The organism is Rothia nasimurium, from assembly GCF_928391935.1.
GTDB classification, from domain to species: domain Bacteria; phylum Actinomycetota; class Actinomycetes; order Actinomycetales; family Micrococcaceae; genus Rothia; species Rothia nasimurium_D.
In genome coordinates this window covers 116,986-137,017 of sequence record NZ_CAKMTD010000006.1, presented here as the reverse complement: position 1 = coordinate 137,017, position 20,032 = coordinate 116,986, and the positions used below count along the sequence as shown (strand labels likewise).

General features: G+C 61.6%; 14 protein-coding genes. 10 read left to right on the top strand and 4 right to left on the bottom strand.

Going from position 1 to position 20,032, the window contains the following annotated elements:
* Positions 1-330 precede the first annotated feature (330 nt).
* From L7A15_RS07870 to L7A15_RS07860, 3 genes are all read left to right on the top strand, one after another.
* On the top strand, positions 331-5,220 hold the full coding sequence (locus L7A15_RS07870) for an NAD-glutamate dehydrogenase (protein WP_237208571.1): 4,890 nt from the start codon (positions 331-333) through the stop codon (positions 5,218-5,220).
* A gap of 215 nt (positions 5,221-5,435) precedes the next feature.
* Entirely contained in the window at positions 5,436-5,627 is a 192-nt protein-coding gene (locus tag L7A15_RS07865; protein ID WP_237188386.1) for a helix-turn-helix transcriptional regulator, read from the top strand.
* The gene (locus L7A15_RS07860) at positions 5,624-6,829 is read left to right on the top strand and encodes a type II toxin-antitoxin system HipA family toxin (RefSeq protein WP_237208570.1); all 1,206 of its coding nucleotides are present in this window, start codon (positions 5,624-5,626) and stop codon (positions 6,827-6,829) included. Before L7A15_RS07865 ends, L7A15_RS07860 begins: the two co-directional genes overlap by 4 nt.
* Here L7A15_RS07860 and L7A15_RS07855 read toward each other — a convergent pair.
* From L7A15_RS07855 to L7A15_RS07840, 4 genes are all read right to left on the bottom strand, one after another.
* The gene (locus L7A15_RS07855) at positions 6,826-7,287 is read right to left on the bottom strand and encodes a GyrI-like domain-containing protein (protein ID WP_237208569.1); all 462 of its coding nucleotides are present in this window, start codon (positions 7,285-7,287) and stop codon (positions 6,826-6,828) included. The two genes, L7A15_RS07860 and L7A15_RS07855, sit on opposite strands and share 4 nt — an antisense overlap.
* Before the next feature lie 33 nt (positions 7,288-7,320).
* A complete protein-coding gene (locus L7A15_RS07850; RefSeq protein WP_237208568.1) occupies positions 7,321-7,887 on the bottom strand; it encodes an arsenic metallochaperone ArsD family protein in 567 nt (188 codons plus the stop codon).
* Positions 7,888-8,173: 286 nt separating this feature from the next.
* Positions 8,174-9,778 carry a hypothetical protein gene (locus L7A15_RS07845; RefSeq protein WP_237208567.1) on the bottom strand — a complete coding sequence of 535 codons (1,605 nt, stop codon included), beginning with the start codon at positions 9,776-9,778 and terminating at the stop codon, positions 8,174-8,176.
* 91 nt (positions 9,779-9,869) lie between these two features.
* A complete protein-coding gene (locus L7A15_RS07840) occupies positions 9,870-10,559 on the bottom strand; it encodes a TetR/AcrR family transcriptional regulator (protein WP_237208566.1) in 690 nt (229 codons plus the stop codon).
* 212 nt (positions 10,560-10,771) lie between these two features.
* On the opposite strand from L7A15_RS07840, the gene L7A15_RS07835 reads away from it, so the two are divergent.
* The 7 genes from L7A15_RS07835 (at position 10,772) to L7A15_RS07805 (ending at position 19,996) form a co-directional block, all read left to right on the top strand.
* Complete coding sequence (locus L7A15_RS07835) at positions 10,772-12,202, top strand: flavin monoamine oxidase family protein (protein ID WP_237208565.1); 1,431 nt, start codon at positions 10,772-10,774, stop codon at positions 12,200-12,202.
* 80 nt (positions 12,203-12,282) lie between these two features.
* Positions 12,283-13,182: a universal stress protein gene (locus tag L7A15_RS07830; protein ID WP_237208564.1), complete on the top strand. Its 900-nt coding sequence runs from the start codon at positions 12,283-12,285 to the stop codon at positions 13,180-13,182.
* 228 nt (positions 13,183-13,410) lie between these two features.
* Entirely contained in the window at positions 13,411-14,976 is a 1,566-nt protein-coding gene (locus tag L7A15_RS07825; protein ID WP_423817291.1) for an APC family permease, read from the top strand.
* 148 nt (positions 14,977-15,124) lie between these two features.
* Positions 15,125-16,615 carry an NAD-dependent succinate-semialdehyde dehydrogenase gene (locus L7A15_RS07820; protein WP_237208562.1) on the top strand — a complete coding sequence of 497 codons (1,491 nt, stop codon included), beginning with the start codon at positions 15,125-15,127 and terminating at the stop codon, positions 16,613-16,615.
* 124 nt (positions 16,616-16,739) lie between these two features.
* Complete coding sequence (locus tag L7A15_RS07815) at positions 16,740-18,122, top strand: NAD-dependent succinate-semialdehyde dehydrogenase (protein ID WP_237208561.1); 1,383 nt, start codon at positions 16,740-16,742, stop codon at positions 18,120-18,122.
* A gap of 201 nt (positions 18,123-18,323) precedes the next feature.
* The gene (locus L7A15_RS07810; RefSeq protein ID WP_237208560.1) at positions 18,324-18,689 is read left to right on the top strand and encodes a helix-turn-helix domain-containing protein; all 366 of its coding nucleotides are present in this window, start codon (positions 18,324-18,326) and stop codon (positions 18,687-18,689) included.
* Entirely contained in the window at positions 18,686-19,996 is a 1,311-nt protein-coding gene (locus L7A15_RS07805) for a type II toxin-antitoxin system HipA family toxin (protein ID WP_237201140.1), read from the top strand. The genes L7A15_RS07810 and L7A15_RS07805 overlap by 4 nt, the downstream gene beginning before the upstream one ends.
* Positions 19,997-20,032 lie beyond the last annotated feature (36 nt).

Below are 20,032 nucleotides of genomic sequence, written 5' to 3'. Positions count from 1 at the left end.
AAGCGATGGGAAGCACAGTCGATAGCTCGTTCTGTAATGTGAGACTGTTTGTCTCGCTTGAGGAGGGCAATTGTTGCTGGTGGTGTCTGGTGCATGGTTTTATAGTACACATGTTCTAGAAAAAATAGAATATGTGTACTACAATTAGTGGTAGAAACTTCCCGCAGGGGTGGGGGTGGATAAATTATCCCAGCTCGCCCCTGTTGTCAGCGGAAATCATGGTGTCGTGATTCACTCTTATGACTATCGCGACTACTATTAACGGGAGCGCAATAAACGCGCACCCAGGTATCACAACGGAGTGACATCCACCCAGCGAAAGGTAATCCCTTGCTCACCCACGAACGCTCAGTCTCATGGTCCGGGAACGAAGACTGGATCAACGATTACTACCGCCACAGCTCTGCTGAGGAGTTGGAGGGTCTAACCGACCAGCAGCTGACCGATTTCGCCCAGGCCCACCGGGCCCTGGCTGCTACCCGCCCCGCTGATCAGCCGATTGTTGCTGTGCGGAGTGACGAGTCTGGAAGCACCCTCTACATTGTCACTGACGACACCAGCTTTCTGGTGTCTTCTGTGACTGCACAGATTGCTGCGACGTGGGGCGGTATTGCCGGTCTGATTCACCCTACCTTTGTGGTGGAGCGCTCTGCAGCCGGTGAGCTGGTATCCCTCACCGGCCCGGGCCTTTCCCAGCCGGTTGCAAGCGGTGATACTGTCTCTATGCCGATTATTCGGGATAACGCGCAGGGGGCTGCCGGATCCACTATTGAATCTTGGATCGCAGTTCGCCTGACCGGCCGGGTTGAAGGGGCCGACGCTGAGGCCCTGGAGCAGGAAATCAGCGCGATTCTGCGCGACGTCCGCCGGGCTGCCCGCGACAACGCATCCATGGCCAACCGCGTCCTGGATATTGCTGACAAGCTGACCGAACTATCTGGCGTAACCCTAGGCGGGTCTGAGCACTACACCGGCACCATCAACTCAGAAGCTGACCCCATGACTCGCGTCGAGTCTGTTCAGGAGTTCCTGCGCTGGTTGACCCGCGGCAACTTCCTTTTCATGGGCATCAAGGAACGCGATTTGACCGGACGCTCCGGTGAACTCATGCTGACCGACCGTCCGGGCTCTGGCCTCGGCATCCTCGCCGAAACCGGCGAAGGGGAGCCCATCGTCCTCACCGGCCTGGGCCTAGAAAACGCCCGCGACCCCAAGCCGCTCTACATCACCAAGGCCAACTCCCGCTCCACCGTCCACCGCCACGAGTACCTGGACTACATCGGCGTCCGCGACTTTGACCGCTCCGGCAAGATCATCGGTGAGTACGTCATTCTGGGCCTCTTCTCCCGCCAGGCCTACTCCCTGCCCGCCGTTGAAACCCCGCTGGTGCGGGAGCGAATCGCCATCATGCGCCGCCACCTGGGCTACCAGCCCGGCTCCCACTCCGACAAGACCCTAGCCGGTATTATCGAGGACTACCCCCGCCTCGAACTTCTGCACGCTGACCTGGACGAACTCACCGAAACCTTCCGGGGCATCATGGGCCTGGAAGAGCGCCGCACTACCCGCCTCTTCCTGCGTCCTGACACCTTCGGCCGTTTCGTATCAGCCACCGTCTTCCTGCCCCGCGACCGCTACAACACCCTGGTCCGCCAGCGCCTGGAAGCTGTCTTCCACGAATTCATCGACATCGACAGCCTGGACTTCGAGGTCTACCTCTCCACCTCATCCCTGGCCCGCGTCTTCTTCCGCCTGCAACTGAGCGAACCCAACACCATTCCTGCCCTAGACACCCGAGAGATTGAGCGTCGCCTGCAGGCTGCTACCCGCTCCTGGGGTGAAGCTACCGCCGCCGCCGTCGAGGCCGCCACGCTTGAGCGCGGGCAGAGCCCTGCGGACGGACGCGGGGCCGCCGCCGCCTGGGCAGAAGCAGTGCCCATGACCTACCGGGCTGACTACGAGGTCGAAAACGCGGTTGAAGACATCGCCATCTTTGAATCCCTCACCGAGACCAAGCCCGCAGCAATCCGCATGCACACCGGCCAGGGCTGCACCCGCGTCAAAACCTACCTGGCAACCGCCCACACCCTGACCGAACTCCTGCCCATCATGCAGAACCTGGGCCTGGTCGTCATCGACCAGAAGCCCTACGAGATCACCCCCGCAGACGGCCGTACCTACTCCCTCTACGACTTCGGCGTTGAACTCCCCGCCGGAGTAGAAGCAGGGCAGGTTGCAGACCTCTACGAGGATGCCCTGAACGCCTACCTGCTAGGCAAGCGTGAGTCAGACTCCCTCGACCGCCTCATCCTGGCTGAAAAGCTCACCTGGGAACAGGTGCAGGTCCTTCGCGCCTACACCCACTACCTGGTGCAGCTGGGGCAGGTCTACACCGCAGAATTCATGGCAGACACCCTGCTGAACTACCCCGACGCCACCCGCCTGCTGGTGCGCTACTTCTCTGTCACCTTCGACCCCGACTACAGCACCCCTGACACCCGCGACGCCGACCGCGAGCAGGTCTGGGCCGAGCTGGGAACCGTCCTCGACGCCATTCCCACCCTGGATGTCGACCGCTTCATGCGCTCCCTGGCCGCCGTCATGCAGGCCACCCTGCGCACCAACGCCTACCTGGACCGTCCTACCCTGGCCCTCAAGGTAGCCCCCGGCCAGATCGACTTCGCCCCCCTGCCCCGCCCATCCTTCGAAATCTTCGTCTACTCACCCCGGGTAGAGGGCGTTCACCTGCGCTTCGGCAAGGTAGCCCGTGGCGGCCTGCGCTGGTCTGACCGCCGTGAAGACTTCCGCACCGAGGTGCTCGGCCTGGTCAAGGCACAGATGGTCAAGAACTCTGTCATTATCCCCACCGGTGCTAAGGGCGGCTTCTACCCCAAGCAGCTGCCCAACCCCGCCGTCGACCGCGACGCCTGGCTCACCGAGGGCCGGGAATCCTACAAGCTCTTCATCGCCTCCCTCCTGGACGTCACCGACAACCTCCAGATTGGGGCCGACGGCAGTGAAACCGTAATCCACGACCCCCGCGTCCTGGCCCGCGACGGCGACGACTACTACCTGGTCGTAGCAGCCGACAAGGGCACCGCCTCCTTCTCAGACACCGCTAACGCCATCAGCGCAGACTACGGTTTCTGGCTGGGCGATGCCTTCGCCTCCGGCGGCTCCGTCGGCTACGACCACAAGGCAATGGGTATTACCGCCCGCGGTGCCTGGGAGTCCGTCAAGCGCCACTTCGCTGAGCTGGGCATTGACTGCCAGACCCAAGAGTTCACCGCCGTCGGTATTGGCGACATGAGCGGCGACGTCTTCGGTAACGGCCTCATGCGCTCCCGCGCCACCCGCCTGGTGGCAGCCTTCGACCACCGCGATATCTTCCTCGACCCCAATCCCCAGGCCGAGATCGCCTTTGACGAGCGCGTCCGCCTCTACAACCTGCCCCGCTCCTCCTGGCAGGACTACAACCCCGAGCTCATCTCAGAAGGTGGTGGCGTCTACTCCCGTGGCGCCAAGTCCATCCCCATCTCCGAGCAGGTGCGTGAGGTCCTGGGCCTGGGCGACGACGTCACCGAAATGGCCCCGCCCGAACTGCTCTCCGCCATCCTCAAGGCCCCCGTTGACCTGCTCTACAACGGCGGTATCGGCACCTACGTCAAGGGCTCAGGCGAAACCCACGCTGAGGTAGGCGACAAGGCCAACGACGCCATCCGCGTAGACGGCCGCGACCTGCGGGCCCGCATCGTCGGCGAGGGCGGCAACCTGGGCTTCACCCAGCTCGGCCGAATCGAGGCAGCCCGCGCAGGGATCCTGCTCAACACCGACGCCATCGACAACTCCGCCGGCGTTGAAACCTCCGACCGCGAGGTCAACATCAAGATCCTGGTAGACCGCCTCGTCACCGCCGGTGAGCTCACCGCCGAAGAACGCGCAGGCTTCATTGAAGCCCAGCGTGAGGAGGTCGGCGCCCAGGTGCTCAAGACCAACCGCGAACAGAACGTCCTGCTCCAGGCAGAACGCCACGGCGTCATCCCCGGTGTTGAGGCCTACATCCGCCTCATCCACGACCTAGAAAAGAACGCCGGCCTGAACCGGGCCGTCGAGTTCCTCCCCACCGACGAGGAAATCCGCGCCCGCTACGAGGCCACCGGAGAAACCCTTAACGGCCCCGAACTGGCTGTGCTGGCCGCCTACGTCAAGATCCACCTGACCGCTGAGCTTGAGAAGACCGACCTGGCCGACGACCCCTACCTGGGCCGCGTCCTCACCGATTACTTCCCGCCGGCCCTGGTTGAACGCTTCGGCGACCACCTCGAATCCCACCCGCTCCGCAAGCAGATCATCTGCACCCGGGTCGCCAACGAGATGGTCAACCTGGGCGGTATCACCCACGTCTTCCGCGCCATTGAAGAAACCGGCGTAGGGGTCGATGCCCTAGCTCGCGCCTTCTACGTTTCCCGTGAAACCTTCGGCATCGGTAACTCTGCCCGCCTGCACCAGGAGCTCCCCGCCTCCACCCCGCTGGACGGCTGGCAGGCCGTCATCAAGGACTGGCAGCGCATGCTCGACCGCCTGGCCCGCTGGTTCGCCGCTGAACGGTCCGTCGTCGTGGGCACCCCCATCGCCGACATGATCGAGCGCTTCAAGCCGGTTGCCGAACTGATTCCTTCCCTCAAGGACTACTTCTCAGACGACACCCGCGCCCGCGTCCGCACCATGCGTGACCAGGCAGAAGCCTGGGGCCTACCCGAGGAGCTCATCGTCAACTGGATCCGCGAATTTGAGGCTTTCGCCCTCATGGACGTGGTCCGCACGGCAGAAGCTAACGGACTCTCCACCGAGCAGGTCGCCCGAGTCTACTACTCGGTCTACGACCGCTTCCAGGTGGATACCCTGCTCACCACTATCTCCAAGCTCCCCCGCAACGACCGCTGGGAGACCCTGGCCCGCTCCTCCCTGCGTGACGGCCTCTACGAGATTGCAGCCCTGTTGGCCCTCAAGGTTGTCCAGGAGTTCGGTGAAGGGGTAGCCGCTGGTACTGAGGACGGCGACGCCGCTGTAGAGCGCTGGGTTGCCGCCCACCCCGTCCGCATGGAGCGGGTTGACACCATGCTGGAAGAAATCCAGAATGCTGCCCCCGGCGCCGACGGCCGCCCCCGCCTGGCCGTCCTGCAGGTAGCCCTCCGCACCCTGCGCGGAGCCGTCAGCTAGACCTTGGTTGATACAAGGCAGCCCACCCCTTCCCTCTTGATTTCCAGTAGCTGAGTAGCAGGAAGCAAGAGAGGCGGGGTGGGCCTCTTTGTCTCAGCAATGTTCCCCTTTAACCGTCTCTTAAACAGGCAATATTCTGCCGTTTTGCATGTCAGCAGCATAGAATTATAGATACATTGAGCATATCGGCAAGATTTTGCCGGATTGGAGGTGTTGTGGAGCTAGGAAAAATTGTGCGTGCCTATCGAAAAAGACTCAAAATGTCGCAGGAAGAGTTGGCAGCACTCAGTGGTATTTCTGAACGGACTCTACGTGATTTGGAGAAAGGGCGGTTGAGTATCTCTTTAGAGAAAGCTGTAGCTGTAGCCGATGTGCTGGGTCTGAAAATTCAGGTGATTGAAGCATGAACGAACTCAAAGCTGATGTGTATAAACAAGACACTCTTGCTGGGCACTTTTTCAGAACACCTCATACTACGGAGTTCCGTTATTCCGCTGATTACCTTGACTCTCATCATGCACCTGTAGCAACCACATTGCCGCTTACTGACGAGCCCTTTGTGTATCAAGCTGGCGCATTACCTCCATTTTTCACGGGGCTTTTACCTGAGGGCCGACGCCTGACGAGTTTGAGAAATGTGTTGAAGGTGTCGAAGGACGATGAGCTTTCTCTTCTGCTAGCGGTGGGTGCTGATACCGTGGGGGACGTGAGGATTCTACCGCCCGGAGCTGTACCCGATCACGAGTATGCTGGACCTATCACAGAGTTTGACCCGACTCAGCTAGCGTCAATCTCATTTGCTGATTTTTTCTCTGCCCAGGGATTGCTGGACTACGCCGCTCTTCCGGGGGTTCAAGATAAAGTATCGGGCAAGATGCTGACTATCCCCCTTCGTCACAACCACAATTTTTATCTGCTGAAACTTACGCCTCCTGAATATCCGTTACTCGTAGAAAATGAGCACTTTTTCCTAGAGTATGCACGTCGGGTATCTTTTCGTAACGATGTTGTCAGATCCCACTTAGTGCGTGATATTACTGGTCGTTCAGGACTTCTAATACAACGATTTGATCGCGGGATAGATAGAAACGGTTATCTGGTTCGCTACGCGGTAGAAGACGCTTGTCAGCTACTTAATCTCTATCCTGCTGATAAATATGAAGTCACAGCCTTGCGTTTAGCACAAGCGGTGGTGGAGAAAACAAGCCAACCTATTTTGGTGGCCCAAGAATTAGTGAGACAGTTTGCTTTTGCATGGCTTACTGGAAATGGTGATCTTCATGCAAAAAATATTTCCGTTATCGAGTCTTCTGGAAAATATCGACTAGCGCCGGTATATGACATTCCCTCAACGGCACCCTACGGTGATCAGTCGATGGCACTTAAGCTACTTGGAAAAGAGCGAGGGCTCTCCGCAAAGACTTTCCTCGATTTTGGACAGGAACTTGGGGTGCGTCCTGCTGCAACAGCTCTCTTACTACGCAAAATGCTTCATGAAACAGAGGGGATTATTGAAGAAGCGGCGGACCTTCCTTTTGACTCTGCTCGCCGTAAGCAACTAGTCAAAATTCTGAAGAACCGCCGCCTATCTCTATCGGCGGGCCTCTAAGCCGCCTTAACCGGGATCCACACCTGCATTTCATAATCCTTAGAGGACGGATCGCCAGGGCCGTAAGCCTCAAAAACAGGGCCGTTCGGCTTGAAACCAGCCTGCGGCAGGAAACTACCCAACAGCAGTTCAACACCGCCCATGGTACTCACCGGCGGGGCACCCTTCACCGGGGCAACAGCGAACTCGCCGCCGTCCACCTTCAAGGCATTCAAACCCAGAGCCTGGGCGGTCTCAAGGTTCTCCACCAAAATACCGGCCATGTAATCCATCTCGCCGCTGGTATTCATGCCAATCATGACGCCCATCGAATGGACGCCCTCCATGGTCACACCCCGCTCAGCGGCGTGCTTGCTCAGCTGCTCCCACAACCTGGCAGGGCCCTCGCCCTGCTTCACGGTTCCACGGAACCCGGCAATGAAAAACTCATCCTTGTGCTCTACACGGGCACCGAACATAACAACTCCTTGAAAAAGACAATCAGGTCCATTCTAGTGGCCGCACCCGCAGGAGCCCCCGCAACAGCCACCAGTTTGTTCCGCCCCGGCTGCCCCGTGGCCGTCCAGCAGATTAACCCGGCCACCCATATCTGGGCCCCCGGCAGGACGCGGCGTCACCCCGGCCAGCACCGCCGCGAAACCAGCCGGCTCCACCGCAGGAACAGTCGCCGGGGCCTCAGTGCCCCCGGTGCCGCAGGCGGCAGCCGCCGCGTTCACCTTGGGCTGTTTGACCTCCCCAAAATGCGAAAAACGGCGCAGCTGCTCACCGGTGGGGTACATGTAAGAAACCTTGACTAGGCCCTCCACCAGCAGGATCGGCAGCACCTCAACCCCCGCCATGGCGATTTGGTCAGCCACCGGCTCGCAGTCAGTAAAAGCCGACGGGTAGGAATCGGGGGAGTAGACCGCAATATCGAGGCCCTGATCTAGAAGCTCCTGCGCCTCTGCTAAAAAGGCCTCGCGGGCGGTATCACCGGGGTCGTCCGGGTTCTGGCCGGGGCCGGGAATAAAGACTTCAAGGGGGGTGGCGCCAAGGGCGTCCTTTGGAATGCGGGCCACGGGGAACTCCTCGTCAGGGCACAAAATCTAGTATCCCCTCTAGCCTACGCCCGCCTCCTGCCTGACGGAAAGAAGTTTCGCCCACCGCGTCCTGACGGCCCGCCAACCCTGGCCAGTCACCGCCCTAGCTGCCCGCTGCCCAGTCGGTCACCGCCCTGGCCAGCACCCCCCCGGGGCGGACGCCGCCAGGTACAGGCCAGCCCCGCCCCCAGGTAGGGACGGGGCTGGGCTAGGAGTCTGTCACACTAAGCACCTGGGAGCCAGGTGCCCGACAAGAGCCTGGGGGCTAGCCGATGAAGAACTTCCGCAGGGCAGAGCGGATTCCGCCCTCCTCCTGCTTCTTCTGTTCAGCCTGCTGGGGCTTCTCCTGCTGGGTGCTCTCGGGCTTGGGCTCTTCTGCCGGGGCTGCCTCGGGAGTCTCAGCCGGGGTGCCCTGGGGGGACTCTGCCGGGGCGCTCGCAGCTGAGGCCTCGCCCTCACCGAAGGCTAGGGCCTCAATGGTGGAGGCAATGTTTTTCTGCTCGGGGGAGGCCGGAACCTTGGCAACACCGGGGTCGATGTCGCGAATATCCTGCTTGGGTGCTTCGGCCTCGTCTGCCTGCTCAGGCTGACCGGCGACGGCCACGGTAGGGTCGTCGCTAACTAGCAGGCTAGCTGCCTGGGCGTCGTCGGCAAGAGCCTCTTCAGGAGCCTCCTCACCGGAGCTGGTGAAGAGGGACGAAGCGTTCTCTGAGGTGGTGGTGGACTTAATGACCACGGGGGCGGCCGGGGCCGGGCGGACCTCTTGCTGGGCTCCTGTGAGCGGGTGGGCAGGCTCAGCCGGGGCGGCCGGGGCCTGCTCGGGGGCCTGGGGCTCAGGGGCAAACTCAGCAGACTCGGGTCTGATTAGGGCCAGGACGGCGCGGTAGCGGTTCTCGTTGGGGGCTAAGGTCCAGCCGAGGAAACCGGGCAGGGCAAGAGGCTCAACGGTGCCCACCCAGGCGATGGTCTGGGCCAGGGCAAGTCGCCCAGAATCCTGGGCAGCAGGGGCCTGCTGGGCCGCTAGGGGGGCCTGGGCGGGGGCGTCCTGACCAACAAACTCACCGGTGACGAAAGCGGCAAGGGTGAGCGCCACCTGCACGGGTACGGAGGCCTCACCGATACGGCGGGCAATGACCTGCCCGGCCGTGCCCCGGGCGCCGGGGGCGAGGTCAATGGCGTAGAGGTGGGTGGGGGAGTTGGCAATCTCAATCCAGAGCGGGTGGTTGAGAATGGCCTGGACGGTGCCGTCGGTCTTTTCGGGGGCCTTCCAGGGGGCTGAGCCCAGGGTGGAGGCCCCGAAGTCGGCCTGGGGGGTGGAGGCAATGACGTTCTTGCCGTCCACTTCGGCAACGACGCCGTTGCGTACCAGGGCGCGGTAGAACTTGAGTTCGGGGGTGAAGGTGAAGCCGCGTTGTTTTTCTTCGGCGGCGATTTCGTCGGGGGAGTAGCCGGAGGTGTGCCCGCGGGCAATCAGGGCGCTGCGGAGCTGCAGGCCGTTGTTGGAGACGGCGGTTTCCGGCTCGGACGGGGCTGCGGGGGCTTCTTCAGTCTCGCTCGCCGGGGCGGCAATAGGCATTTGCTTGACGATAGCCTGCCCGCCGGGGGAGGTGTTAATCCGCACCTGGTAGGAGCCGTCGAAGTGGCCTGCGGTGGCCAGCTCAAAGACGGCGACGGTGGCGGAGTGGGTGAAGTCGGCGGGGGCGGCGGTACCCAGGTTGCCGGTAATCGCTGTGGTGACGGTTTCTACGGTGGTTCCGTGGACCGTGAAGCGGAGATCCAGGGGCTGCTGGTGTGTTTCAGAGTGCCACTGGGTGAGATGGGCTAGTGCTAAAAGGTGCGAGGGGAGCTCGGAGTGCGAATCAAAACTCATGGTCTCTATTTTCGCACGGTTTACTGGGGGCGTGTGCGGTCACGGTGCTGGTGGCGGTAGATTTCTTGCTCACAGGCTCCCTGCGACTGGGTTAGGTGAGGGGGAGGGTGGCGGCGAGGCCGGTGAGGAGGGCGGTGAGGCCGATGGTGAAGGCTTCTTCTTGGGGGGTGGGGCCTAGGGAGGGGTAGGCTGCCTGCATGGTGGGGTGGTGGGCGGCTTGGTCGCCGGGGTTGAAGATGTCGGTGGGGGCGTGCAGGTCGGTAGCTGCCCCGAGGAGGAAGGCTTCGATTGCTTCGACGGTGAGCAGGGCCTGGCGGGGGGTCATGCCGAAGGCGGTGAAGGCGCTGGTGACTTGCTCGTACATGGCGAGGGTGGCGGGGGCCTGCCGGACGGGGGTTACTGCCAGAGTCATGACGATGGCCGGGGCCAGGGAGAAGGCCTGGCGGTAGGAGCGGGCCCAGGCTTCGGTGGCCTCAATCCAGAGAGCCCGGGCCGTTAGGGGGCTGACGGTTCCGGCGGTGAGCTGGGCGGCGGCGTCCTGGAGGGCCTGGGTGCTGATTCCCTGGGCGACCTGGTCTGAGATTCCGGCGAGCACTTCGTCGCGGGAGGCGACGTGGTTGTAGAGGGAACTGGGCGCTACCCCCAGGGCCTTGGCCAGCTTGGACATGGTGAAGTCCCCCTGTTTTTCCATGAGGGTCAGGGCGGCGCTGGTGATTTTGTCGGGGGTCAGAAGGGACGCGGTGGGTCGCCCAGCCTGACGGGGGGTAGCGGGTGCTGTCATGGGTTTAACGGTAGCACCGTGCCTCCTGGGGGAGTGGTGGCTCGGCTGGTAGGGGAGGCTCAGCCTGGCTGGACGGGGGCAGGGAGCTGCCCACCCCCGTCCTTAAAGTGCGTAAGGTACTTCACAGGTGTTAGGGTTTGAGCTACACTAAAACGAACGGTATTCGTTTTCCTAGGTTTCATCGCAGAAACCCAACCCCAGGGAAGGTACACATGGCACCCCAAGAAATCACCCGCGACGTCGTCATCATCGGCGCAGGCCCCTCTGGCCTCACCGCCGCCTACCGCCTACAACAGGCAGGCCACTCCGTCGCCGTCCTCGAAGCCCGCCACCGCGTCGGCGGCCGCACCTGGAACGGCGACCTCGACGGCGCCTTCATCGAAATCGGTGGCCAATGGGTCTCACCCGACCAAACCGCCCTCAAAGCCCTCCTCAAAGAACTCGGCCTCACCACCTTCTCCCGCTACCGCGAAGGCGACTCCATCTACAAAACCCTCGACGGCCAGGTCAAACGCTACTCCGGCGACATCTTCCCCGTCGACGAAGCCACCAAGGCAGAAATGCTGCGCCTCATCGACATGATGGACGAAATCGTCGCCGAAGTCGGCCCCGAAGCCCCCTGGGCCCACCCCCTCGCCAAGGAACTCGACTCCATCAGCTTCCGCGAATGGCTCAAAACCAAGACCGACAACCAAGAGGCCCTCAATAACATCTCCCTCTTCATTGCCGGCGCCATGCTGACCAAGCCCTCCCACGCCTTCTCAGCCCTGCAGGCCATCCTCATGGCAGCCTCCGCAGGCTCCTTCTCCAACCTGGTCGACGAAAACTTCATCCTCGACCAGCGCGTCCTCGGCGGCATGCAGAAAGTCTCCCTCACCCTGGCCGAAAAGGTCGGCCACGAAAACATCATCCTGGGCCACCCCGTGCGCGTGCTGCGCTGGCAGGAAGAGGGCGACTACCCCGTCCTGGCCGAGGCTGAAGACTTCACCGAGGACGGCGTCGCCAACCCCGACGGGGCTGTTAAGGTTCGCGCCAAGTACGCCATCATGGCCGTCCCGCCGAACCTCTACAACCGTGTCTCCTACGTTCCTGCCCTGGGCCGCCGCCAGCACCAGATGCACATGCACCAGTCCCTGGGTCTGGTCATCAAGGTTCACGCCGTCTACGACCGCCCCTTCTGGCGCGAAAAGGGCCTCTCAGGCACCTCCTTTGCCTGTGACAACCTGGTGCAGGAAATCTACGACAACACCAACTACGACCCGGCCACCGGCCAGGAAGAAGAGCGCGGTACCCTGGTTGGCTTCGTCTCCGACGAAAAGGCCGACCGCATGTTCACCCTCTCGGCTGAGGAGCGCAAGCGCACCATTCTTGAATCCATGGCCGAAATGCTGGGTGAAGAAACCCTGAACCCCATCCGCTACTACGAATCCGACTGGGGTGCTGAAGAATGGACCCGCGGCGCCTACGCCTCCAGCTTCGACTTGGGTGGCCTCTCCCGCTACGGCGCCTACCAGTCAGAGCCCGTCGGCCCCATCCACTGGTCCTGCTCCGATCTGGCTGCCGAGGGCTACCAGCACGTCGATGGCGCGGTGCGCATGGGCGAAAAAACTGCCGCTATGATTAGCGAAAAGCTCAAGGGCTAAGAACCCTCTACCCCGGCCTGGCCCGGCAGGTGCAGGAATCACCACGGCACCTGCCGGGCCTCACACAAGAAAGAAGACCTATGCGCTACGTTGTCGGTTACTCCCCCTCCTCCCGTGGACGCGACGCCATCAACCTGGCTGTTGCCCTGGCCTCCTCCCTGGGGGCTGAACTGGATGTGGTCTATGTGCTCAAGCACCAGAACCCGCGCCTGGCCGCCCCCCGCTCCAACTTCGGGGCCATGCTGCAGGAGCAGGCGATCGGCTGGCTGGAGGAGGCCCAGCAGTGGGTGCCCACCAGCCTCAAGGCCCGGTTCCACCTGCGTCAGGCAGAATCAACCGCAGCCGGGCTCATGGAGTTCGCTGAGGCCATTGGGGCCGGGGCAATTGTGGTCGGTGGCGCCAAGACCGGCGGGTGGCTCTTCCACTCCCTGGGTTCGGTAGATAATGCCCTGCTGCACCGCTCCCGGATCCCGGTGATTCTGGCCCCCCATGATTACTCAGAGCAGACCAGCATCGGGCAGATTGACTGCGCCGTGTCTGCTGAGATTGATTCGATTTCCCTGGTCGAGGAGGCCGTGGCAACCGCCAACCGCACTGGTCTGCCGGTGCGTCTGGTCTCCCTGGTTGAGGGTGAGGATGGGGCCGGGGCCCATGCTGAGGCTGAGGCAGCTGTGCGTGAGCTGCTGGAGCAGTCCTCGGTGGCCCCGGCGGATTCCTCCCGGGTTAGTGTTGCTGTGGGTGTGGGGGCGACGGTCCCGGACGCCGTGGAGTCAGTGGCCTGGTCTGCCGGGTCTGTGCTCATGGCCGGGTCGTCTAAGCTGGCCCAGCGCGGGGAGCTGTTTTTGAGCTCCAATACCGCCAAGATCCTGACCCGCCTGCCGGTTCCCCTGGTGGTTGTTCCCCGTGATTATTCACCAGGACGACGCGGTTCGGCCCAGGAGCCCTGGACCGGCTCGATCCCGGTGGTAGGGAAAAACTAAGCTTATCTAGCGTCTGCAGTTTTCTGTGAGGGGCCGGTTGTCACCGGCCCCTCTGTTCTTGGGTGCCGGGCAGCCCTGTTGTGGGGCTGGGTTTGTGCTACCTGCTTATCTGTACCCGGTGTAAAAATTTCGTTACGCACTTCACAAACTTCCCTTAAGGTTGTAGTGTATCTAACTAAACGAACGACATTCGTTTAACTCTTTGGTCCCCACCACTCCATGAAGGTGATGAATAGAAGGAGCTCACAGGTGAGTCAAACATCCTCCAACCCCCACGGTGCCGTCAACGTCAGCGCAGCCAACAAAAAAGGCCTCTCCTCCGGCAACGTCACCCTCTTCTCCTCCATCATCATCGGCATCTCCGTCGTCGCCCCCGCCTACTCCCTCTCGGGCGCCCTCGGCCCCGTCGCCGCCGAAGCTGGCATCTACATGCCCGCCATGTTCCTCATCGGCTTCATCCCCATGCTCCTCGTCGCCATCGGCTACCGCGAACTCAACGCCGCCATGCCCGACGCCGGCACCACCTTCACCTGGACCACCAAAGCCTTCGGCCCCTACGTCGGCTGGATGGGCGGCTGGGCCCTGCTGGTTGCCACCATCCTGGTGCTCTCCAACCTGGCCGGAATCGCCGTCGACTTCTTCTACCTCTTCCTCTCCCAGGCGCTGAACAACCCCGACATCGCCGACCTGGCCTCCAACAACCTCATCAACATCGGCACCTTCATCGCCTTCATGGCCTTCGGCTGCTACATCACCTACCGCGGCCTAGACGCCACCCAAAAACTCCAGACCGTCCTCATCATCTTCCAGCTCATCGTCCTAGCCCTCTTCTCCGCCGTCGCCCTCTACAAGGCCGCCACCGGCACCGGCTTTGCCAACCTGACCTTCAGCCTCGAATGGTTCAACCCCTTCGGCATCGACTCCTTCTCCACCCTGGCAGCCTCCATGTCCCTGGTCTTCTTCCTCTACTGGGGCTGGGACGCCGTGCTCACCATGAACGAAGAAACCGAGGGTAAGCACACCACCAGCGGCACCGCCGCCGTCGGCACGATCCTGACCATCGTCGTCCTCTACCTCTTCCTCTCCGTCGGCACCCTCTCCTTCGCAGGCACCAGCGAGGACGGCCTAGGCCTGGGCAACCCCGACAACCAGGAAAACATCTTCGCAGCCCTCTCCGGCCCCGTCCTCGGCTCCCTGGGCATTCTCATGTCCATCGCCGTCATGGTCGCCGCGCTCGCATCCCTGCAGTCCACAGCCGTCTCCCCGGCCCGCACCCTCCTGGCCATGGGCTACTACAAGGCCCTCGGCCCCAAGTTCGCCCGCCTCTCACCCAAGTACCAGGCCCCCTCCTACGCCACCATCGCCTCCTGCCTGATCGCCACCGTCTTCTATGTGGCCATGCGCTTCATCTCCACCTCGGTTCTCTGGGACACCATTGCAGCGCTGAGCCTCATGGTCTGCCTCTACTACGGTGTTACCGCCTTCGCCTGCGTCTGGTACTTCCGCAAGACCTCCCTCACCAGCGGCGCCCGTAACCTCATCAACCAGTTCCTCCTGCCCCTCATTGGCGGCCTGATCCTGGTGGTCTTCTTCGCCCAGACCTTCTTCGACTCCATGGACCCGGCCTACGGCTCCGGCTCAGAAATCGGCGGAATCGGCCTGGTCTTCATCCTCTCCCTCGTCCTGCTGGCCCTCGGCGTCGCCGTCATGCTCTACCAGCGATTCAAGCGCCCCGACTTCTTCGCAGGCCGTGTCCCCATGGACGTTGAGCACATGCTCGACCTGCCCGAGTAAATCACTAGATAAAACGCCCACCCCCTTGGATAAACAGTGTGAGATGGGCTACCTGGCCCGGCGTCTGCAGGCGTAGGATAGCAGGGGGTCCGAGTACCCCTCCCGCCACCGGCAATGACGCTTCACAACTGAAAGGTACACCCCCACCATGACCGTAGATGTCAAAGAACTCCTCGCCAAAGTACCCACCGGCCTGCTCATTGACGGCCAGTGGCGCGACGCCTCCGACGGCGGCACCTTCGACGTAGAAAACCCCGCCACCGGTGAAGTCATCGCAACCCTAGCTTCTGCCACCGAAGAGGACGCCCTGGCCGCCCTCGACTCCGCCTGCCGCGCCGAAAAAGAGGCTGGCGAGCACGGCTGGGCCGCCACACCCCCGCGTGAACGTGCCGAAATCCTGCGCCGCGCCTTCGAACTCGTCACCGACCGCGCCGAAGAATTCGCCACCCTCATGACCCTAGAGATGGGCAAGCCCTACGCCGAAGCCCTCGGCGAGGTCAAGTACGGGGCTGAGTTCCTGCGCTGGTTCGCCGAAGAAACCCCCCGCCACTACGGACGCTCCCTCAACATGCCCGAGGGCACCCTGCGCATGATCACCCGCCACAAGCCCGTCGGCCCCTGCCTACTGATCACCCCCTGGAACTTCCCCCTGGCCATGGGCACCCGCAAGGTCGCCCCCGCCGTCGCAGCAGGCTGCACCATGGTGCTCAAGCCCGCCCGCCTCACCCCGCTGACCAGCCAGTACTTCGCCCAGACCATGCTCGACGCCGGCCTGCCCGCAGGCGTCCTCAACGTCGTCTCCTCCAAGTCAGCAGCAGCCATCTCCGAGCCCATCATGAGCGACCCCCGCCTGCGCAAGGTCTCCTTCACCGGCTCCACCCCCGTCGGCAAGGATCTGCTCAAGAAGGCCGCCGACAACGTCCTGCGCACCTCCATGGAACTGGGCGGCAACGCCCCCTTCCTGGTCTTCGAGGACGCCGACATCGACCAGGCCGTTGCCGGAGCCATGGCCGCCAAGATGCGTAACATCGGCGAAGCCTGCACCGCCGCCAACCGCTTCATTGTCCACGAATCCCTGGCCGAAGAATTCTCCCAGAAGTTCGCCGACGCCATGGCCGCCCTCAAGGTCGGCAACGGCCTGGACGAAGGCGTCACCTGCGGCCCCCTCATCGAGCAGAAAGCCCAGGACTCCATGGTTGCCCTCGTTGAGGACGCCGTCGCCAAGGGCGCCCGCGTGCTCACCGGCGGCGAAAAGGGGGAGGGCGCAGGCTACTTCTACAAGCCCACCGTCCTGGTCGATGTGCCCCGCGACGCCCGCGTCGCCCGCGAAGAAATCTTCGGCCCCATCGCCCCCATCTTCACCTTCAAGGACGAATACGAGGCCTACGAGCTAGCCAACGACACCGAATACGGCCTGGCCTCCTACGTCTACACCGAATCCATCGACCGCCTCTACCGCGCCAGCGACCACCTAGAGTTCGGCATCATGGGCTTCAACGCCGGTGTTGTCTCCAACGCCGCTGCCCCCTTCGGTGGCGTCAAGCAGTCCGGCATGGGCCGCGAGGGAGCCGCCGAAGGTATCGCCGAATACTCCTCCATCCAGTACATCGGCATGCGCGACCCCTACGCCCAGCAGTAATCACCTGCCCCACCACATCGAGGACGCGCCCGCCCCCCCCCCTGCCCCCGGGCAAGGAGCCGGGCCGGGCCCGTCCTCTCTACACAGCCAGCCCCACCGGGCCACGACAGTAAAGGAGCACCCCGTGAGCGCCACCTACCGCCTCGAAGACCCCACCACCGGAACCGTCCTCGAAACCTTCGACACCCTCACCGACGAGCAGGCCACCGCCGCCGTAGAACGGGCCCACAGCGCCTACCTCTCCTGGCGCACCACCAGCGTCGAAGAACGCGCCGCTATTGTGAACCGGATCGCTGAACTCTTTGAAGAGCGCAAGCAGGAGCTGGCCGAAATCATCTCCCAGGAAATGGGTAAGCCCATCTCAGAGGGCATTGAAGAGGCCGAGTTCTCCTCCGCCATCTTCGCCTACTACGCCGGGATCGCCGCCGACCACCTGAAGGACGAACCGATTCCCTCCTCCGCTGAGAACTCCGAGGCCTACATCCAGCGCAAGCCCCTGGGTGCCCTGCTGGGCATCATGCCCTGGAACTTCCCCTACTACCAGGTGGCCCGCTTCGCAGCCCCCAACCTCATGCTGGGCAACACCATTGTGCTCAAGCATGCCGAAATCTGCCCCAAGTCAGCACTCGTCATTGCTGAGATTATGAAGGACGCCGGGGTCCCCGAGGGTGTCTACGAGGCAGTTTTCGCTAGCCACGACCAGATTGAGGCCATGATCGGTCACCGCCACATCCAGGGTGTCTCCCTGACCGGCTCCGAACGAGCTGGCGCTATCGTGGCCGGTATCGCCGGGCGCAACCTCAAGAAGGCCGTACTCGAACTGGGCGGCTCCGACCCCTACATCGTGCTCGACACCGACAACGTCGCCGAAGCCGCCGCCACCGCCTGGGGCTTCCGCATGTACAACACCGGCCAGGCCTGCAACTCCAACAAGCGCATGATCGTCATGGCCGATATTTACGACGAGTTTGTGGCTGAGCTGGTCAAGTTGGCCGAAGCTATGAAGCCGGGTAAACCCGCCGAAGCAGACGAAACCACCTACATGGCCCTCTCCTCCCGCTCGGCAGCCGAAGGCCTCAAGAAGCAGCTGGACGCTGCTGTTGCCGCCGGTGCCACCCTCCGCGCCGGTGGGCAGCTGCTGGATGAGAAGAGCGCCTACCTCTCCCCGGCCGTCCTCACCGACGTACCCGTCGGCTCCGAGGTCTACTACCAAGAGCTCTTCGGCCCCGTCGCCACCGTCTACCGGGTAGAGAGCGACGAAGAAGCCATTGAGCTGGCCAACAACACCCAGTACGGCCTGGGTGGTGCCGTCTTCTCCCAGGACGAGGCCCGCGCCCGCCGCCTGGCCCAGCAGATTGACGCCGGCATGGTCAACGTCAACACCCCCGCCGGTGAAGGCGCCGAAATCCCCTTCGGTGGCGTCAAGAACTCCGGCTACGGCCGCGAACTCGGTCCCTACGGCATGGACGAATTCGTCAATAAGCGCCTCTACTTTGTAGCTGGTTAAAGTAGATTCCCTGGCTGATAGGGGCCTACACCCTGCGGGGTGTGGGCCCCTGTGTTTATGTCGTGGAGGTCTAGAAGGGCAGGGAGGGTTTATTTCTTTCAGTCTTGTGGCAGTACGTTCACATTTGATATTGTGATGGTACGTTCACATGCAATGGTGTGGACGTGTTGACACATAACTCTTGTGGTGCGGAAGGTAAAAATGGAGCGGAAAATCACCCATCAGAAAAATCTGGGAGCTTTTATCCATGACGCCCGCACAAAATCTGGTCTAACCCAGCAAGAGCTTGCCCAAAGAGCTAAGGTTTCACGCGAATGGATAAGCGGTATCGAGCAGGGCAAACGCCCTAGGGCAGAGTTGGGTAAAGTTCTGGACCTGTTGAAGGTTCTGGGAGTCGATATCACCCTGTCCTGGTCTGCGGAAGAGCGGGCGCAGAGCCCTAAAGAAACGACAGACGATATGCCCGATATTATTTTCCCTACGGACGACCAGCTGAGCCACCTTTTCGGTGAGACTAGGTTGCAGCAAGAAGTGCGTGCCACCCTAGAAGGTGGTAGAAAGTCATGAAACAACTTGTAGCCTACTCCTATGGTCAAAAAATCGGCACTCTTAGACAGTCAGGCGCAGGCAGTCTTTCCTTCCAATACTTTTCTGGTGTGAGTGATACTCTGCAGCTCTCAGTTGCTATGCCAGTGCGTGAAGCCCCTTACTCAGCAAAAGTGACGAGAGCTTTTATCGAGGGCCTTGTGCCAGAAGGCTACGGGGTGCGTGAGGCCTTGGGGCGGGAGTTTGGTGTTTCCCCCCGAAATCCTTTTGCCTTGCTTGAACACATTGGTGCTGACTGCGCCGGAGCGGTTCAGTTTTTCGACCCCGACAGTGAAGACCCCTCTCTGAACCTTACTGGTGAGTTGATCTCCTGCGATGAAGAAACAATAGCTAACCGTTTGAGGAGCCTGGCAGATTCGGGGCAGTCATGGATTCTTCCTCGGGAGCGGTGGTCCTTGGCTGGTGCACAGAGTAAATTTGCGCTACGACAGGAGAACGGTGGCTGGTTCGAAGCTAGAGGTGCAGAACCAACAACCCATATCTTTAAGCCGGGTATTCATACCTTAAAAGATCAGGCTCTTAATGAGCACCTCTGCCTTAAGGCCTTGGGCGAAGTGGGGCTAGCGGTTGCTTCCACGGAGTACCGTACTTTCGATGGAGTACCGGCAATTATTGTTAGTCGTTATGACCGTTTACGCCTAGGTGATGGGCAGGTTATGCGTCTGCACCAGGAGGATTTCTGCCAGGCAACCTCTACCCTCCCGCAGAATAAATACGAATCCAATAAAGGGCCCAGCGCCCTAAAAATAATTGAAGTTTTAAGGCTGAACGGGGCGGCTGACTCAGAAATTGAAAAATTCGTTCAAGGGCTTATCGGCAACTATCTGTTGGGTGCTCCTGATGCCCACGCGAAAAATTATTCGCTGATACACCTTCCTAACGGTCGCTTGGTTTTGGCTCCTTTTTATGATGTTGCCTCAGCCTTACCCTACGAGCCGGGAGGCTCGGAGTTTGGCTATAGCGAAAACGATGGGCTTCCTGGGGTTTCTGACGAGCTGAGAAAGGCTGCTATGGCTATTGGGGGCGAACGGCGCTTTGGCAAGATTACTCGTAGGCATTGGGAGAGGTTTGCAGGAGCGGCCAGCATAGACGCAGATTGGGTGGTAGCAACGGTGAGGGAGATTGCAGAGAGATTGCCGGTTGCATTAGAGGCTGTATTCACTGCAGAGTCTAAGGCCATAGGAAACAGTGCTTTGCCTGAGCGTCTGTACCCGGAGGTCAAACACCTATCTGATGTGACGCTGACTCTTCTGGGTCGGGGGGACTAGGTCATAGGGGCTAGTGGGGGAGCTGGCTTGCTGGTT

What these genes read in the sequence shown, in the direction of transcription:
- L7A15_RS07830 (WP_237208564.1), top strand. Translation starts at nt 12,283, where the DNA reads ATGCGCTACGTTGTCGGTTACTCCCCCTCCTCCCGTGGACGCGACGCC.
- L7A15_RS07820 (WP_237208562.1), top strand. Translation starts at nt 15,125, where the DNA reads ATGACCGTAGATGTCAAAGAACTCCTCGCCAAAGTACCCACCGGCCTG.
- L7A15_RS07810 (WP_237208560.1), top strand. Translation starts at nt 18,324, where the DNA reads ATGGAGCGGAAAATCACCCATCAGAAAAATCTGGGAGCTTTTATCCAT.
- L7A15_RS07855 (WP_237208569.1), bottom strand. Translation starts at nt 7,287, where the DNA reads ATGTTCGGTGCCCGTGTAGAGCACAAGGATGAGTTTTTCATTGCCGGG.
- L7A15_RS07840 (WP_237208566.1), bottom strand. Translation starts at nt 10,559, where the DNA reads ATGACAGCACCCGCTACCCCCCGTCAGGCTGGGCGACCCACCGCGTCC.
- L7A15_RS07825 (WP_423817291.1), top strand. Translation starts at nt 13,411, where the DNA reads ATGAATAGAAGGAGCTCACAGGTGAGTCAAACATCCTCCAACCCCCAC.
- L7A15_RS07860 (WP_237208570.1), top strand. Translation starts at nt 5,624, where the DNA reads ATGAACGAACTCAAAGCTGATGTGTATAAACAAGACACTCTTGCTGGG.
- L7A15_RS07805 (WP_237201140.1), top strand. Translation starts at nt 18,686, where the DNA reads ATGAAACAACTTGTAGCCTACTCCTATGGTCAAAAAATCGGCACTCTT.
- L7A15_RS07835 (WP_237208565.1), top strand. Translation starts at nt 10,772, where the DNA reads ATGGCACCCCAAGAAATCACCCGCGACGTCGTCATCATCGGCGCAGGC.
- L7A15_RS07845 (WP_237208567.1), bottom strand. Translation starts at nt 9,778, where the DNA reads ATGAGTTTTGATTCGCACTCCGAGCTCCCCTCGCACCTTTTAGCACTA.